Raw genomic sequence first — 17,327 nt, forward strand, 5'->3', positions numbered from 1 at the left:
CTGGAAAGGTTGGCCATAGAAGGTGATAGCCCTGTATTTAAAAGGGCCATTCCAGTGAAGACGAGTAGGGCGGGGCACGTGAAACCCTGTCTGAATATGGGGGGACCATCCTCCAAGGCTAAATACTCCTGACCGACCGATAGTGAACCAGTACCGTGAGGGAAAGGCGAAAAGAACCCCGGAGAGGGGAGTGAAATAGATCCTGAAACCGTGTGCGTACAAGCAGTAGGAGCTCGCAAGAGTGACTGCGTACCTTTTGTATAATGGGTCAGCGACTTACTGTTCGTGGCAAGCTTAACCGTATAGGGGAGGCGAAGGGAAACCGAGTCTGATAAGGGCGCATAGTCGCGGGCAGTAGACCCGAAACCGGGTGATCTAGTCATGCCCAGGGTGAAGGTCAGGTAACACTGACTGGAGGCCCGAACCCACTCCCGTTGCAAAGGTAGGGGATGAGGTGTGATTAGGAGTGAAAAGCTAATCGAACCCGGAGATAGCTGGTTCTCCTCGAAAGCTATTTAGGTAGCGCCTCGGACGAATACTGCTGGGGGTAGAGCACTGTTATGGCTAGGGGGTCATCGCGACTTACCAAACCATTGCAAACTCCGAATACCAGTACGTACTATCCGGGAGACACACGGCGGGTGCTAACGTCCGTCGTGAAAAGGGAAACAACCCAGACCCACAGCTAAGGTCCCAAATTCACTGCTAAGTGGAAAACGATGTGGAAAGGCACAGACAGCCAGGAGGTTGGCTTAGAAGCAGCCACCCTTTAAAGAAAGCGTAATAGCTCACTGGTCGAGTCGGTCTGCGCGGAAGATTTAACGGGGCTAAGCAGTGAACCGAAGCTTGGGGTGCATCGCGATAAGCGATGCGCGGTAGAGGAGCGTTCCGTAAGCCTGCGAAGGTGGATTGAGAAGTCCGCTGGAGGTATCGGAAGTGCGAATGCTGACATGAGTAACGATAATGCGGGTGAAAAACCCGCACGCCGAAAGCCCAAGGTTTCCTTGCGCAACGTTAATCGGCGCAGGGTGAGTCGGCCCCTAAGGCGAGGGCGAAAGCCGTAGTCGATGGGAAGCAGGTTAATATTCCTGCACCTCGCGTAAGTGCGATGGAGGGACGGAGAAGGTTAGGTGTACCGGGCGTTGGTTGTCCCGGGGAAAGGCGGTAGGTTTGGATCTTTGGCAAATCCGGGATCCTTTAAGACCGAGCACCGAGACGAGTCTTTTAGACGAAGTCACTGATACCACGCTTCCAGGAAAAGCTCCTAAGCTTCAGCTTACGCAGACCGTACCGTAAACCGACACAGGTGGGTAGGATGAGAATTCTCAGGCGCTTGAGAGAACTCGGGTGAAGGAACTAGGCAACATGGCACCGTAACTTCGGGAGAAGGTGCACCCTTTTTGGTGGCTCATGCGAGCTATAGCTGAAGAGGGTCGCAGAAACCAGGCCGCTGCGACTGTTTATCAAAAACACAGCACTCTGCAAACACGAAAGTGGACGTATAGGGTGTGACGCCTGCCCGGTGCTGGAAGGTTAATTGATGGGGTCAGCCGCAAGGCGAAGCTCTTGATCGAAGCCCCAGTAAACGGCGGCCGTAACTATAACGGTCCTAAGGTAGCGAAATTCCTTGTCGGGTAAGTTCCGACCTGCACGAATGGCGTAACGACAGCGGCGCTGTCTCCACCCGAGACTCAGTGAAATTGAAATCGCTGTGAAGATGCAGCGTTCCCGTGGCAAGACGGAAAGACCCCGTGAACCTTTACTATAGCTTTACACTGAACGTTGAGTTCGTCTGTGTAGGATAGGTGGGAGGCTATGAAACCATGGCGCTAGCTGTGGTGGAGCCATCCTTGAAATACCACCCTGTCGTGCTTGACGTTCTAACCTAGGTCCGTAATCCGGATCGGGGACCGTGTATGGTGGGTAGTTTGACTGGGGCGGTCTCCTCCTAAAGAGTAACGGAGGAGCACGAAGGTACGCTCAGCGCGGTCGGACATCGCGCACTGTGTGCAAAGGCATAAGCGTGCTTGACTGCAAGATCGACGGATCAAGCAGGTACGAAAGTAGGTCTTAGTGATCCGGTGGTTCTGTATGGAAGGGCCATCGCTCAACGGATAAAAGGTACTCCGGGGATAACAGGCTGATACCGCCCAAGAGTTCATATCGACGGCGGTGTTTGGCACCTCGATGTCGGCTCATCACATCCTGGGGCTGTAGTCGGTCCCAAGGGTATGGCTGTTCGCCATTTAAAGTGGTACGCGAGCTGGGTTCAGAACGTCGTGAGACAGTTCGGTCCCTATCTGCCATGGGCGTTGGAAGTTTGAGAGGGGCTGCTCCTAGTACGAGAGGACCGGAGTGGACGAACCTCTGGTGTTCCGGTTGTCACGCCAGTGGCATTGCCGGGTAGCTATGTTCGGAAGCGATAACCGCTGAAAGCATCTAAGCGGGAAGCGCGCCTCAAGATGAGACTTCCCGGGGCACAAGCCCCTTAAGGAACCATGTAGACTACGTGGTTGATAGGTCAGGTGTGTAAGTGCAGCAATGCATTGAGCTAACTGATACTAATGATCCGTGCGGCTTGACCATATAACCTCAAGGTGCTTCCAAGCATCCCTTAGCACGACACACGTCGATAGCTATCCAATCGCTCGCTACGTCACACCCTATGAGAGGCTGGCGCCAGTTGCCTTCTTCGACCACGCACATCCGTGCCCCGTCCGAAGCAAGCAACCCGGCGACACTCCAACCGTCTCCCTGGTGAAATTAGCGCTGTGGAACCACCCGATCCCATCCCGAACTCGGAAGTGAAACGCAGCTGCGCCGATGGTAGTGTGGCTCAAGCCATGCGAGAGTAGGTCATCGCCAGGGGCTTTACCCCAAATCCCCGTCCCTCCAAGGACGGGGATTTTTTATTGGCCGCCAGAAACCTCAAGCGCACAGGCAAAGGCACGCGCCGGCGCTCAGTCCGACTGCGCGCTCACCACGCTGCCGTCCGTCGGATCCGCGTACACCTCCACCCGCTGACCCGTCGACGTGTGCGCCTGCGCTTCCCACAGCCCATCCTCGTACTTGAGGTCGTGCACCTGCGAGTAACCTGACGCCGTCAGCGCCGCCCGCACCTCCGCCTCGCTCAGCTTCGACGGCACCCCTTCCGCATAGACACGGCCGCCGCGCGGGCCCACCCGCACCTCGCCCCGCTTGCCATCGCCGCTCGTGCCCTCCGTCTTCCACAGGCCGTCCTCGAAGTGCAGCTTGTCCAGCTTGGTGTAGCCCTGCGCGCTCAGCAGCGCTTGCACCTGCGCCTGGGTCAGGGGGGCGCTCCCTGGGGGGGCCGGCGATTGGGCCTGGGCACTGCCGACGGCCAGCGCGAGCGACAGCGACATCGCCAGCAGCGGCCGGGACGGGATCGTATGGATGGCGTTCATGACGTTGCTCCGTTTGACCAGAAGCGCCATGCTCCCAACGGAGGGTTCTGCAGCAAGTGAATATGCGCGCGCTTTGTTCAGCTTGCGCCTTGCGTCAGCGCCCGGCGTCCAGCAGCCAGACCTCGACGCGTTCGTTGCGCGCCTTGGCCGCCGCGCCTTCGCCGCCGACCAGTGGACGCGCTGCGCCCAGTCCACGCGCGCGTTTGACCACGATGCCGCGCTGGGACAGATAGGCGGCGACCACGTCGGCGCGGTCGTTGCTGGCGATGGTCGGATACAGGCGGTTGGCCGAGTCCGGCGTGGCGAAGCCGATCACGCCCAAGGCGCGGCCGCGCATTGCCGGCTGCTGCATGAAGGCAATCACCCGGTCCAGATCCTGCGCGCTGCGCGCCTCGAACATCGAGTTCAGCGACTGCAGGCTGAAACGCAAGGTGGTGGTCAGGCGTTGCGCGCCGGCGCCGGCCTGCGCGTAGGCATCGGCCTGCGGCGCGTTCGCGGCGGCGGCCGTCTGCGGCGTCGGATCGGTCGCAATGCCCATCGGCAGCGGGCCGATCCGGCGCACGACCTGCTGCGCCTGCGCGCCGACCGAATACAGCGCCAGGCTGCGGCCGAGCGCCGACATCATCTGCCCGCCGTACAGGCTGTAGCGCTGCACCAGCGGATAGTCTTCGCCGCGGATGCTGGCCGGCGTGGGCGCGACGGCGATGCCGCCGTCGGCGATGGCGAGCGCGCGGGTGCCGGCCGGCAGCGGCGTGGTCAGTCCCACGATCGCCAATGCGGCCGGGCGACCGGCCACGGCCTGTGCCGCCTCGGCCAGGCTGGGGTGGATGCGTTGCGAGGCCGCTTGCGCGGTCGCCGGCAGCGGCAGGCGCTCGCGCAGGAAATCGCCCAGGCCGCTGTTCGCCGCGTTGCGCTGCACCTCGATCGGCAGATCGGCGCCGCCGAGTTGCGACCAGCGCGTCAGCCGGCCGCTGAGGATGTCGCGCAATTGCGCCAGGCTGAGCGAGGTCAGCGGGTTGTCGGCGGCGACCAGCACGCGCGCGCCGTCCAGGGCCACGACGAAGTTCTGGTCCGGGGAGGACAGGTCGCCCAGTTGCCAGGCGGCATCGCGCTCGCGCGCATCGGGCGCGCGCGCCAGCATCGCCAGTTCGGCGTCGCCGCGGATCAGGTCGGCGAAGCCGGCGGCCGAACCGGCGCCCCCGATCTCGACCACCAGCGGCATGTCATCGCGCAGCGCGGAGATTTCCAGCGTCGCCGCATCGACGCGGCGGCGCTGGATCTGCCGGTAGCCGATGCTCTGCAGCCAGGATTCGACCAGCGCCGGCATCAACCGCGCGGCCAGGCTGTTGGAGCCATGCACGCGCAGGCGCTCGGCCTCCTGCGCGGTGGCGGACGAGACGGCGCACAGCGCGACGGCACCTGCCAACAGCAGGCGCAAGATGAAACGCGACATCGGATCCCCCTGGATCGGCATAAGCGCGGCAGTGTTGGCGATCGGCGTGACACGGCGGTGACCGTGAGCGTGGTCACGCGGAGCTGGGCCGCACGGCGGCGCACAGCCTGGATACCTGCACGCGCTGGCGCAGGTATCAAGGCAGTCGTCTCCGGGTCGGGATTAACACGCCCGTGGGGCGCATGGGAGAACGTGGGGACGCCGCAGGTGCACAACGGCGCACGTCAACGGGAAGCTAAGACATCGTTGCACCGCTCACGATGGGCCGCTACTGGGGCATCAGCCTGGGCCGGCTCCTCAGGCATTTCCTGCGCCAACAAGTCGACAACCCGCCGAGCGCCCGGATTCTGCCTGGTCGCTGCATCGCGCCCGTGGTGCGCATCATGGACATCCTGGGCCCGCCACTGCCGCCACTGCCGCCACTGCCACCGAAGCCGCCGCGGCCATCGCGGCCGGCAATGGCGTTGCCGCCTGAATTGGCGGCGAGCACTGCCAAGGAAATTCGCCCTCGGCCGATGCCACCTGTGGGAGCGAGTTCAGTCGCGACGGGCTTTACCGATGGCGCTCGCCGCCGTCCAGATTGCTTCAGTCCCGCGCCGCCGGAGATCTGACCGCACGTATGCGGGGCCGGGCCACCGATGGCGCCGCCATGCGTGATGCGACACAGCGCACGCGCGGCGCACGAAGCGCCAAGGAGAAAGTTGCAGCTGACGATGTACGCACCGCTCAGCCCGGCGCTGTCGCCCGCTTCTCCGCTGCCTGCGCCCAGCGCGCGGCGACCAGCGGCGAGGTGATGCAGACCGCGCTGTCGGTCACCGTGGTCACCGCGCGCTCCAGCAGCTGGATGTCGGCTTCGTGCTGGCGCGCCACGTGCGGGTCCTCGAAGAAGATCGCGCGTTGGCAGCGCCGCTCCAGCACGCGGTCGGCGATCTGCGCGTCGCCGCCCATCGGGCCGCTCTGGTAGCGATGCACCCAGTCCTGGCCCTGCGGCCAGCCGCGGCTCCAGGCCAGTTCGTTGAGGCGCTGGCCGGTGGTGCCGGTGGCCACGCGCTCGGCGAAGCGCGACAGCAGCTCGAAGTGCGCGCTGGCGAAGGCCAGCATCTGCGGCTTCATCGCATCGTGCGCGATCAGTGCCAGGGTCTGGCGCTCCAGCGCGTGCAGGTCGTCGGCGCCGGCGTCGGCCGCCAGCCCGGCGTGCACGCGTTCCACCTCGACCCAGTCGCGTGCGCTGGCCACGGTGGAGATGAAGGGCTTGCCGTGGATCACGCACTGCCGCTTGAGCGCGATCGCCTCGGGAAAGATCGAGGAGGGGTCGACCGGATCGATGAAGTAGATCGCCCCGTCGAGCGTGCGCTCGGCGCCTTCCAGGCCCACCACTTCGGCGACCAGCTTCATCAGCCCGCCTTCGCGGCCGAACGGATAGCGCTTGAGCCCCGCATAGCCGGACAGCCGGCCGGCGCGCGCGATCGCCTCATGGGTGCGGCCGACCGCATGCAGGCCGAGCTGGAGTTCGCGGATGCCGGCCTCGCAGGCGCGCAGCCAACGGAACAGGGCGGCGTCCTTGCCCTGGTGGTGCAGTCGGTTGGCGGCCAGGCCCAGGCGCATACGTGGATCCGTGCGGAGGAGGAGCGACAGTCTCGCCGGATCGCGGTACGGACTCAATCGCGGCGGCGGCGGTCAACTGGTCACCGATGCCGCGGCAGATGGCGCCACCAGTGCCAATGACAAGCACCCGCCCGCCATCCGCATCCTCGTGCAACGCCGCCGTCAGCAGCGCCAGCATGCCGACACGACGCAAGCCTCACCTCGCGCCACACCCACCAATCCCCGATCCCCAATCCCGGCTACTGTGTAACCTGCTTCGCCCGCGCCGCCAGCACGCCCATCTGCGGCTTGTCGGCGCCGTCCTTGCCCGGTTGCAGGCTGAAGACGTAATCGGTCTTCCACCAGGCGCCCGCCGACCATGCGGTCCAGCCCATCCATACGTCGGCGTTGTCGTGCATGTAGCCGAGCATGCCGTCGAGCGCGGCCATGCAGGTGGCGTCGCTGCTGGCGCCGAATTCGCCGAGGAAGCCGCGATAGCCGTTGGCGCGCAGCCAAAGGGTGAAGCCCTGCAGCCTCTCCGAGCCGACGGTGGCGCTGACGCAGGCGGCGCTGGTGCCGGAGGAGTCCGCATCCAGGTACTGGTGCACCTCGAATGCCAGGTTCTCGGCCGGATCCTCGATCGACACCATCGCCTGCGCGTTGGACACGCCGTACCAGCCGCTGTACCAGCTGTGCGCGCCGGTGAACGCGGTGCCCGGCACCAGGATCAGGTTATAGGCGCCGGTGCCGCGGATCGCGTCGATCGCCAGTTGCGCGGTGGCGGCCCAGTCGCCGGAGGCGACGCCGTTGGGCTCGTTCATCAGCCCGAAGATCACGGTGTCGTCGTTGCCGAATTCGATGCTCAGGCGTCGCCATAAGTCGGCCAGCGCGCTGGCCGGCACCTGGTCGCCGCCGATCCGCACGCCGTAGTACTTGGCGTAGTTGTGCGGGTCCAGGATCAGCCGCAGGCCATGGTTCCTGGCGCGCTCCACCGCGGTGCGCAGGTAGCCCAGCTGCGCGGCGTCCAGTTCGCCGTTGGCGACCGGCTGCAGGCGCTCCCACAGGAACGGCAGGCGCACGATGTTCATGCCTTGCGCGGCGACGTAGGCGTAGGCGCTGTCGGCCGGATAGACGTAGTCCTTGAACACCACGCCCGGCTTCTTCGCCGAGTTGAATTCGGCGCCGGCCAGGTTGACCCCGGCATAGCGCAGCGCGTTCTGGGCGATGGCGCCCGGGATCCAGGCGGCCAGCGCCAGGCACAGTGATGCGCGCAGCAGCCAGCGCGCGGGTGCGATGGGACGGGAATCGCGTTGCATGGAGATTGCCTCATTCGTGGGGACAGCGAGCGGCGCCGCCGCGACGATGCGTGGGCGACGGGAGTCCCGTTGGTTGCAATCGTCATGCCAGCGCTGGCGCGGCCGGCGCGTCAAGCGCGTGGCGCGCGCGTTCTACGCACGCGCGCCGCCGGCGTGGCGGCGCGCTGCTTGTCCGGCATGCATCCACGGCCACCACTGCGCGCGCAGCGCCATCGCGCCGGATTGGGCGCGAAGGTGCGTGGCGTATGCGTCAGCGCGTGATGCGCTTTGCCCGGTTCGACAGGATCGACATCTGCGGCTTGTCGCGGCCGTCCTTGCCGGGCTGCACGTTGAACGGATAGTCCTGCCGCCACCAGGCGCCGCCGGCCCAATAGCTCCAGCCCAGCCACACCGCGCGGTTCTGCTCGATGTAGCCGAGCATGCCGTCCAGCGCCTGCCTGCAGGCGGCATTGTCGGCCGCGCCGAACTCGCCCAGGAAGCCGACGTGCCCGGTGGCGCGCAGCCAGCCGGTGAAGCTGCGCAGGCGCTCGGCGCCGATGCTGCCGTTCACGCAGACGGCGCTGGTGCCGCTGGAGTCGCTGTCCAGATACTGGTGCACTTCGATCGCCATGCGCTTGAGCGGGTCGTACAGCGAGGCCAGCGCGGTGGCGTTGGACTCGCCGGCCACGGTCGAGTACCAGCTGTGCGCGCCGCTCCACAGCGCGCCCGGCACCAGGATCAGGTTGCGCGCGCCGGTGACGCGGATCGCGTCGACCGCGGCCTGGGCGGCGGCGGCCCACAGGCCGGGCGAGATGTTGTTCGGTTCGTTCATCAGGCCGAACACCACGGTGTCGTCGTCCTTGAACTCGCGCGCCAGGCGTTGCCACAGGTCGCTGAAGGTCTTGATCGGCACCGCTGCGCTGCCGATCTTGTGGCCGTAGTAGCTGGCGTAGTTGTGGATGTCCACGATCAGGTACATCCGGCGCGCCCTGGCCTGCTTGGCCGCCGTCCTGATCAGCGCCACCTGCGCCGCGTCCAGCCGGCCCTGCGCGCCGGGTTGCAGGCGTTCCCACAGCACCGGCAGGCGCACGACGTTCATGCCCTTGCCGGCGAAATAGGCGTAGTCGGCATCGGCCGGATAGAAATAGTCGACGTTGGGCACGCCGGGCTTCTTGGCGGACGCGATCTCCGCGCCGGACAGATTGACGCCGGCCAGTTTCAGCCTGTCCTGTGCATGCAACTGCGGCAGCACGGCGAGCAGGGCCAGCAGCAGCGCCAGACGCATCGCGCGCAGGCGCGGCGACGAACGAACCATGGTGGGCCTCTTCTGGATCAGCGGGGGGACGCGCGCCGACGCATCGCGGCGGGCCGAGTGGACGGCGACGCGCTGGTGGCGAACGGTACGCCTGCTGCACCGTACTGCATTCGCGCGACCGCCACCACGGACGGCGGGCGCGCAGGGCTGGATCTGTGCGGGGCGTGGCACGGTGAACGCGCACTGGTTCTCGACCACGCCGGCGGGCATGCACGTTCGCAGATGCGCCGCTGCGCGCAGGCGTGGAGCGGCGGTCCGCCGCGCGTGCACCGGTCGGCATGCGCAAGCGCGGACGCGGCCCGGATGCGCGGGCCGCGCATGCCGCCATGGCGAACCGGGCATTGCGCCCGGCAGCGCCCGCTTACTTCCCGGTGATCTTGCGCGCGTGCCTGGACAGGATCGACATCTGCGGCTTGTCGCTGCCGTCCTTGCCGGGTTGCACGTTGAACGGGTAATCGTTCTTCCACCACGCCCCGGCCGCCCACCAGGTCCAGCCGACGATCACGTCGTTGTTCTTTTCCATGTAGCTGAGCATGCCTTCCAGCGCGTCGTTGCAGACCGGGTTGTCGCCGGTGGCGAACTCGCCGATGAAGCCGACCTTCTTGTTTTCGCGCAGCCAGCTGACGAAGCCGGACAGTTTCTCGACGCCGGCGGTGGCGCTGACGCACTCGCCCTTGGTGCCGCTGTTGTCCTTGTCCAGGTACTGGTGCGCCTCGAAGGCCATGCGATTGCCCGGATCCTTCAGCGGCTGCAGCGCCACCGCATTGGAAGTGCCGTAGTAGGTGCTGCGCCAGCTGTGCGCGCCGGAGTAGGCGGTGCCGGGCACCAGGATCAGGTTCTTGGCCCCGGTCTTGCGGATCGCGTTGATCGCGGCCTGCGCGGCCCCGGCCCAGTCGGTGGAGGAAACCGCGTTGGGTTCGTTCATCAGGCCGAAGACGACGGTGTCCTCGCCCTTGAACTCGGTCGCCAGGCGCCGCCACAGGTCGGCGAACACGTCCGCCGGCGCGCCGGCGCTGCCGATCAGCGCGCCGTTGTACTTGGCGTAGTTGTGCGGGTCCAGGATCAGGTGCATGCCGCTGGCCTTGGCCTGCGCCACCGCCTTCTTGATCTGCGCCAGCTGCGCGGGGTCGAAGTCGCCCTTGGCGGTGGGCTGCAGGCGTTCCCACAGGAACGGCAGGCGCACGATGTTCATGCCCTTGCCGGCGAAGTAGCCGTAGTCGGAGGCGGCCGGGTAGGTGTAGTCCTTGTACAGCTTGCCCGGCTTCTTGCCGGAGTTGAATTCGGCGCCGGAGAGATTGACGCCGGCGTACTTGAGCACGCCTTTGCCGTCCTGGGCGGACGCGCCGAAGGCGGCGGCGAGCAGGAACACGGCGGGAGCGAGGGGACGCAACCGCGACGACCACAGGGAGGAAAGCGACATGGGGGAGCTTCCTGGAGAGAGGGGAGGATGCCGTTTTGCCATCAAGGGGAGGGACCGGCAGTGCAAGGGTGCGCGGATCGCACCGCAGCGGCCAGCCTAGGCGCCGGCGCGTTAGCGGGACATTCACTCGCGCGAAAGACGGCGTTGTGTCGGTGCCCGGCAGCGGTGAATGGGCGGTGGCTGCGTGGCTCGGGGAGCGTCGTTAGCGTCGTTGCAGCCTGAGAGTTGCCTGGCATGGCATCGAGGGGCTGTGGGAGGAGTTTCAGCCCGCCAGATGGCCGGACCGCACAGGTCCCGACGCCGCTCGTCGCGGCTGAAGCCGCTCCTACAAGGGGTCTTCTGCGCCTGCTGGGTGCACTTGTAGGAGAGCTTCAGCCCCGACAGACAGTTGGGCCGTACGGCGTTCCGACGCCGATCGTCGCGGCTGAAGCCGCTCCTGCAGGAAGCTTCGGTAACTGATGGGCCTGCTTTTGGGAGAGGCTTCGGCCCTGGGCGCTGCCTGATGCGATCAAGTTTCGTCGCTCCGCTCGTCGCGACTGAAGTCGCTCCCACAGAGGGGTTGCCGACCGCGCGCGCAGCCGGCAACGCTGGCGCGCCACTCAGCGCGCGATCGATCTCGGTTTCAGGCCGCGGCCTGGGTGGTCACCGGCAGGCGGTTGCCGATCCATTCGGCGATGCTGGCGGCCGCGTCGCGGCCTTCGGCCACGGCGGTGACCACCAGGTCGGCGCCGCGCACCGCGTCGCCGCCGGCGAACAGCTTCGGGTTGGTGGTCTGGTAGGGCAGGCGCGCGTCGCCGCCGGCCAGGATGCGGCCGTTGGCGGTGCCTTCCACGCCCTGCGCGGCCAGCCATTCGGGCACGCTCGGCGAGAAACCGAAGGCGATGATCACCACGTCCGCGTCCAGCAGCGATTCGCTGCCCTCGACCGGCACCGCGGCCTGGCGGCCCTGCGCGTCGGGTTCGCCGAGGCGGGTCTGCACCACGCGCACGCCGGCCAGCTTGCCGGCGGCATCGGCTTCCACCGCCAGCGGCTGGCGGTTGAACAGGAAGCGCACGCCTTCCTCGCGCGCGTTGGCCACTTCGCGCGCCGAGCCGGGCATGTTGGCTTCGTCGCGGCGGTAGGCGCAGGTGACCTTGGCCGCGCCCAGGCGGATCGCGCTGCGCACGCAGTCCATGCCGGTGTCGCCGCCGCCCAGCACCACCACGCGCTTGCCGCTCAGGTCCGGCAGCGCGATCGTGTCTTCCCAGCCGGCGATCGGCCGGCCCCACGGATCGTTGCCGCCGACGATGCGGCTGTTCTGCACCAGGAACGGCAGCGCCGGCAGTACCCCGGGCAGGTCCTGGCCGGCCAGGCCGCCGTCGGTGTAGCGGTAGGCGCCGGTGCCGAGGAACACCGCGTCGTATTCGCCGAGCAGCTGTTCCAGGCTCACGTCGCGGCCGATCTCCACGCCCAGGCGGAACTCCACGCCCATGCCTTCGAGCACCTCGCGGCGCTTGCCGATCACGCTCTTGTCGAGCTTGAAGCTGGGGATGCCGAACTGCAGCAGGCCGCCGATCTGTTCGTAGCGGTCGTACACAACCGCGTGGATGCCGGCGCGGACCAGGCGGTCGGCGCAGCTGAGCCCGGCCGGGCCGGCGCCGATCACCGCCACGCGCTTGCCGGTGGCCTCGACCTGGCTCAGGTCCGGGCGCCAGCCGTTGTTGAGCGCGGTGTCGACGATGTACTTCTCCACCGCGCCGATGGTGACCGCGCCGAATTCCTCCAGCGTGCAGCTGCCTTCGCACAGGCGGTCCTGCGGGCACACCCGGCCGCACACTTCCGGCAGCGGATTGGTGCTGTGGCACAGCGCCGCCGCTTCCTCGATGCGGTTCTCCTGCACCAGCTGCAGCCACTGCGGGATCGCGTTGTGCACCGGGCATTTCCAGCTGCAGTACGGATTGCCGCAATCCAGGCAGCGCCCGGCCTGGTACTGCGCGTCGGCCTTGTCGAACTTGCCGTACAGCTCGTTCCAGTCGCCGGACGTGCGCAGTTCCACCGGGATGCGCTGCGGCATCTGCCGGGGCAGGTCGAGGAACTGGAAGGCTTGTTTGCGGCTCATAGGGCTGGGATTCGGAATTGGGGATTGGGGATTCGCAAATGCCGGGAGAGATCGCTGGGGCCGGACGAATCCCGAATCCCCAATCCCCAATCCCGGTCGTTGCGGCGTGCCGCCATCAGGCGGCGCGCCGCAACGACTCGGTCAGCGACTCGATGCTCGCCGCCTTCGGCTTGACCAGCCAGAACTTGCCGACGTAGTCGCGGAACTCGTCGAGGATCTGCTGCGCCCAGATGCTGCCGGTCAGTTCGCGATGGCGGCTGATCAGCTTGTGCAGGTGCTGGCGGTGGCTTTCGAAGCCTTCGGCGGAGATGCGGTGGATGTCGATCAGTTCGTGGTTGTAGCGGTCGACGAAATCGCGGTCCACGTCGAGCACGTAGGCCAGCCCGCCGGTGAAGCCGGCGCCGAAATTGAGCCCGACCTTTCCCAGCACCAGCACGATGCCGTCGGTCATGTACTCGCAGCAGTGGTCGCCGGCGCCTTCGATCACCGCCAGCGCGCCGGAGTTGCGCACGCCGAAGCGCTCGCCGGCGCGGCCGGCGGCGTACAGCTCGCCGCCGGTGGCGCCGTACAGGCAGGTGTTGCCGATGATCGCGGTGTTGCGCGCCTCGAAGCGCGCCCCGCGCGGCGGGCGCACCACCAGGCGGCCGCCGGCCATGCCCTTGCCGACGTAGTCGTTGGCCTCGCCTTCCAGCTCCAGCTGCAGGCCGCCGGCGTTGAACGCGCCGAAGCTCTGCCCGGCCGAGCCGCGGAAGCGCAGGGTCAGCGGCGCGTCGTCCATGCCGTGGTTGCCGTGCGTGCGGGCGATGGCGCCAGACAGGCGCGCGCCGATCGAGCGGTCGGTGTTGTGGATCAGGAAGCGGTGCTCGCCGCCGGTCTTGTTGGCGATCGCCTCGGCGAGCAGGCCGTCCATCTGCGTGGCCAGGCTGTCCGGCGATTCGTACAGGCGCTGCGCCGCGCAGTGGCCGCCGTCGTAGCGCACGTCCTTGAGCAGCCGCGACAGGTCCACGCGCACGCCTTCGCGCGGCGACACGTCCAGCTGCTCGAGCAGTTCGGTGCGGCCGACGATCTCGTCCAGCGAGCGCGCGCCCAGGTACGACAGCCACTGCCGCACTTCCTCCGATAGCAGCCGGAAAAAGTTCTCCACGCGCTCGGGCAGGCCGGTGAAGTAGTTCGCGCGCAGGCGCTCGTCCTGCGTGGCCACGCCGGTGGCGCAGTTGTTGAGGTGGCAGATGCGCAGGTACTTGCAGCCCAGCACGATCATCGGGCCGGTGCCGAAGCCGAAGCTGTCCGCGCCCAGGATCGCGGCCTTGACCACGTCCAGGCCGGTCTTCAGGCCGCCGTCGGTCTGCAGGATGGTGCGGTCGCGCAGGTTGTTGGCGACCAGCGCCTGGTGCGACTCGGCCACGCCCAGCTCCCACGGCACCCCGGCGTAGCGGATCGAGCTGACCGGGCTAGCGCCGGTGCCGCCGTCGTGGCCGGACACGGTGATCAGGTCGGCGCCGGCCTTGACCACGCCGGCGGCGATGGTGCCCACGCCGGCATGGCTGACCAGCTTTACCGACACCAGCGCGGTCGGGTTGACCTGCTTGAGGTCGTAGATCAGCTGCGCCAGGTCCTCGATCGAATAGATGTCGTGGTGCGGCGGCGGCGAGATCAGGCCGATGCCCGGCTTGGCGTAGCGCAGCCGCGCGATCAGTTCGTTGACCTTGTGCCCGGGCAGCTGGCCGCCTTCGCCGGGCTTGGCGCCCTGCGCGACCTTGATCTGCAGCACTTCGGCGTTGACCAGGTACTCGGGGGTGACGCCGAAGCGGCCGGAGGCCACCTGCTTGATCTTGGAACGCTTGTCGGTGCCGTAGCGCGCCGGGTCTTCGCCGCCTTCGCCGGAGTTGCTGCGCCCGCCGAGACGGTTCATCGCGATCGCCAGCGCCTCGTGCGCCTCGGGCGACAGCGCGCCCAGGCTGATCGCGGCGGTGTCGAAGCGGCGCAGCAGGTCCGATGCCGGGGCCACTTCATCCAGCGGGGTCGGCACCTCGGCGCGCTTGAGCTGCAGCAGGTCGCGCAGCGCCGACGGCGGGCGCGAATGCACCGCCTCGGCGTACGCCGCCCAATCGGCCTGCGCGCCGCTGCGCGTGGCGCGCTGCAGGGTCAGCACCACGTCCGGGTTGTACATGTGGTACTCGCCGCCGTGCACGTACTTGAGCAGGCCGCCCACTTCCGGCTTGAGCAGGTCGTTCCAGGCGCGCGCGGCCAGCTGCCGCGCCTCGGTGTCCAGCCGCGCCAGGTTCACCCCGCCGATGCGCGAGGCGGTGTCCGGGAAGCACAGCTGCACCACGTCCGGGTCCAGCCCGACGATCTCGAACAGCTGCGCGCCGCGGTAGCTGGCGATGGTGCAGATGCCCATCTTGGAGATGATCTTGGACAGGCCCTTGTAGATGCCCTTGCGGTACTTGCGGCCGATCTGCGCCTGCTCGCCGCCGGTCTTCAGCAGCAGGATGCCGCGCCGGCCCAGGTCGAACAGGGTCTGGTAGGCCAGGTACGGATACACCGCGGTGGCGCCGAACCCGAGCAGGCAGGCCATGTGGTGCGGGTCGCGCGCGGTGCCGGTCTCGATGATCAGGTTGACGTCGCAGCGCAGGCCCGCGCGCGAGAGATGGTGGTGCACCGCGCCGGTGGCCAGCAGCGCATGCGCCATCGGCCGTTCCGGCACCGGGTAGCGGTCGGTCAGCAGCAGCATGACCTTGCCGTCGCGCGCGGCCTGCTCGGCCTGTGCGCAGATCCGCTCCAGGCCGGCCTTGAGGCCTTCCTCGACGCTGTAGGACAGGTCGATCTGCGCGTTGCGGGTCTGGTACTGCTCCATCTTCAGCAGCTGGCGCAGCTTGCGCTGGCTGAGCACCGGCGAATTGAGGATGACGTGGTTCACCGTCTCCGGGCCGGCATGGAAGATGTTGGTCTCCTTGCCGAGCTGGGTGGTCAGCGACATCACGCAGTCTTCGCGCAGCGGATCGATCGGCGGGTTGGTGACCTGCGCGAACGCCTGGCGGAAATAGTCGTACAGCGGCCGGGTGTGGCGGCTGAGCACCGCCATCGGGGTGTCGTCGCCCATCGAGCCGGTGGCTTCCTGCTCGGTCTCGGCCAGCGGCCGCAGCACCTGCTCCACTTCCTCGGTGCTGAGCTGGAACAGCTTGTGGTAGCTGCGCAGGGTGCGCTCGTCGAACGGCTCCTCGACCAGCGAGGGGTCGATCAGCTCGGTCTGCAGATAGGTCACGCCCTGCTGCAGCCACTGCTTGTACGGGGCGCGGCCGCGGTTGATGCGGTCGATCGCGTCCGAGTCGAGCAGGTCGCCGCGCTTGAGGTCGATGGCCATCATCTCGCCCGGGCCGAGCTTGCCCTTGCGGGTCACGCGCTCGGCCGGCAGTTCCCACACGCCGGCCTCGGAGGCGACCAGGAAATGGCGGTCGGAGGTCAGCATCCAGCGCGCCGGGCGCAGCCCGTTGCGGTCGAGCATGCACGCCGCGTAGCGGCCGTCGCAGGCGACGATGCCGGCCGGGCCGTCCCACGGCTCGGTGTTGAGCCCGTAGAACTCGTAGAACGCGGCCAGGTCGGCGTCCTTGAACTCCAGCGACTGGGTCGCCGGCGGCACCAGGATGCGCAGCGCCTGCAGCAGGTCCATGCCGCCGGCGACCAGCAGCTCGAGCATGTTGTCCAGGCTCTGCGAATCGGAGCCGTGCATCGAGATCACCGGGTCGAACTCGGCGATGTCGAAGCGCGGGGTCTTCCATACCTTGCTGCGCGCCTGCGCCCAGTGCCGGTTGCCCTCGATGGTGTTGATCTCGCCGTTGTGCGCGAGCAGCCGGAACGGGTGCGCCAGCGGCCAGCGCGGCAGCGTGTTGGTCGAGAAGCGCTGGTGGAACACGATCGCGCTGGAGGCCAGGTCGCTGCGCTGCAGGTCCGGGTAGAAGGTGCTGAGCTTGTCCGGCAGCACCATGCCCTTGTAGCTGATGCCGTTGGGCGAGAGCGTGGTGACGTAGAAGTCGGCGACGTCGCGCAGGCGCTGCTCGGCGCGGCGGCGCGCCAGGAACAGGGCCAGCGCGAACGCCTCTTCGCCGTGCTCGGCGCCGGCATCGACGAACACCTGCTCGATGTGCGGCAAGGTGTCCTTGGCCAGCTGCCCGCACACCGAATCGTCGGTGGGAGTGACGCGCCAGCCGCGCGGCTGGGTGCCGGCGCGGACCAGTTCCTCTTCCAGCACCTGGCGGCAGCGCGCGGCGGCGTCCGCGTCGTCGCGCGGCATGAACACCTGGCCGGCGGCGAAGCGCGCGCCCACCGCCAGGCCGGCATCGCGCGCCAGCGCGCGCAGGAACGTGTCGGGTTTGCGGATCAGCAGGCCGCAGCCGTCGCCGGTCAGGCCGTCGGCGGCGACGCCGCCACGGTGGGTCATCCGCGACAGCGCGGCGATGGCGGTATCGACGAGCGCCCGCGACGGTTGGTCGTCGAGCTGCGCGACCATGCCGAAACCGCAGGCATCGCGTTCGTCTTGGGGGTCGTAGAGCCCGTGGCGGTTGCGGGGGGCCATGTCTGCCTCTGAAAAGCGATCCGAAGGAACGCGGCGACACTCGCCCCCGCTCTGTCCTGGAGCGCATCTTGAGGTCACCGGAACATCGACTAAAGCACAGTTGGTGCGGTGCCGCAATACACGGTTGCAGCTGCAACCGTAGCCATGGCCGGCGCGGGCGGCGA

The 17,327-nt window shown here is 67.4% G+C and carries 8 protein-coding genes and 2 rRNA genes (1 of these 10 running past the window's edge); 2 read left to right on the top strand and 8 right to left on the bottom strand.

The annotated features are described in order from the left end of the window. Together OCJ37_RS00815 and rrf are read left to right on the top strand one after the other, a co-directional pair. A 23S ribosomal RNA gene (locus OCJ37_RS00815) occupies nt 1-2,586 on the top strand (it extends 293 nt beyond the left edge of the window). Between the two features lie 167 nt (nt 2,587-2,753). Further along, nucleotides 2,754-2,868, top strand: a 5S ribosomal RNA gene (gene rrf / locus OCJ37_RS00820). A 92-nt stretch (nt 2,869-2,960) separates the two neighbouring features. Here rrf and OCJ37_RS00825 read toward each other — a convergent pair. From OCJ37_RS00825 to gltB, 8 genes are all read right to left on the bottom strand, one after another. Then, entirely contained in the window at nt 2,961-3,425 is a 465-nt protein-coding gene (locus OCJ37_RS00825) for a PepSY domain-containing protein (RefSeq protein WP_263111768.1), read from the bottom strand. 94 nt (nt 3,426-3,519) lie between these two features. Next, the gene (locus tag OCJ37_RS00830) at nt 3,520-4,878 is read right to left on the bottom strand and encodes a substrate-binding domain-containing protein (RefSeq protein ID WP_263111769.1); all 1,359 of its coding nucleotides are present in this window, start codon (nt 4,876-4,878) and stop codon (nt 3,520-3,522) included. 726 nt (nt 4,879-5,604) lie between these two features. Beyond that, on the bottom strand, nt 5,605-6,483 hold the full coding sequence (locus OCJ37_RS00835) for a methylglyoxal synthase (protein WP_263111770.1): 879 nt from the start codon (nt 6,481-6,483) through the stop codon (nt 5,605-5,607). A gap of 239 nt (nt 6,484-6,722) precedes the next feature. Then, nucleotides 6,723-7,778 carry a glycoside hydrolase family 5 protein gene (locus tag OCJ37_RS00840; RefSeq protein WP_263111772.1) on the bottom strand — a complete coding sequence of 352 codons (1,056 nt, stop codon included), beginning with the start codon at nt 7,776-7,778 and terminating at the stop codon, nt 6,723-6,725. Nucleotides 7,779-8,028: 250 nt separating this feature from the next. Further along, nucleotides 8,029-9,072, bottom strand: coding sequence for a glycoside hydrolase family 5 protein (locus tag OCJ37_RS00845; protein WP_263111773.1), 1,044 nt, complete (start codon nt 9,070-9,072; stop codon nt 8,029-8,031). Between the two features lie 361 nt (nt 9,073-9,433). Next, nucleotides 9,434-10,492, bottom strand: coding sequence for a glycoside hydrolase family 5 protein (locus tag OCJ37_RS00850; RefSeq protein ID WP_263111774.1), 1,059 nt, complete (start codon nt 10,490-10,492; stop codon nt 9,434-9,436). 622 nt (nt 10,493-11,114) lie between these two features. Continuing rightward, the gene (locus tag OCJ37_RS00855) at nt 11,115-12,590 is read right to left on the bottom strand and encodes a glutamate synthase small subunit GltD family protein (protein WP_263111775.1); all 1,476 of its coding nucleotides are present in this window, start codon (nt 12,588-12,590) and stop codon (nt 11,115-11,117) included. A 115-nt stretch (nt 12,591-12,705) separates the two neighbouring features. Continuing rightward, entirely contained in the window at nt 12,706-17,163 is a 4,458-nt protein-coding gene (gene gltB / locus OCJ37_RS00860; RefSeq protein WP_263111776.1) for a glutamate synthase large subunit, read from the bottom strand. Between the last annotated feature and the right edge of the window lie 164 nt (nt 17,164-17,327).

This window comes from Xanthomonas sp. AM6, assembly GCF_025665335.1.
In the GTDB taxonomy this organism is placed as follows: Bacteria; Pseudomonadota; Gammaproteobacteria; order Xanthomonadales; family Xanthomonadaceae; genus Xanthomonas_A.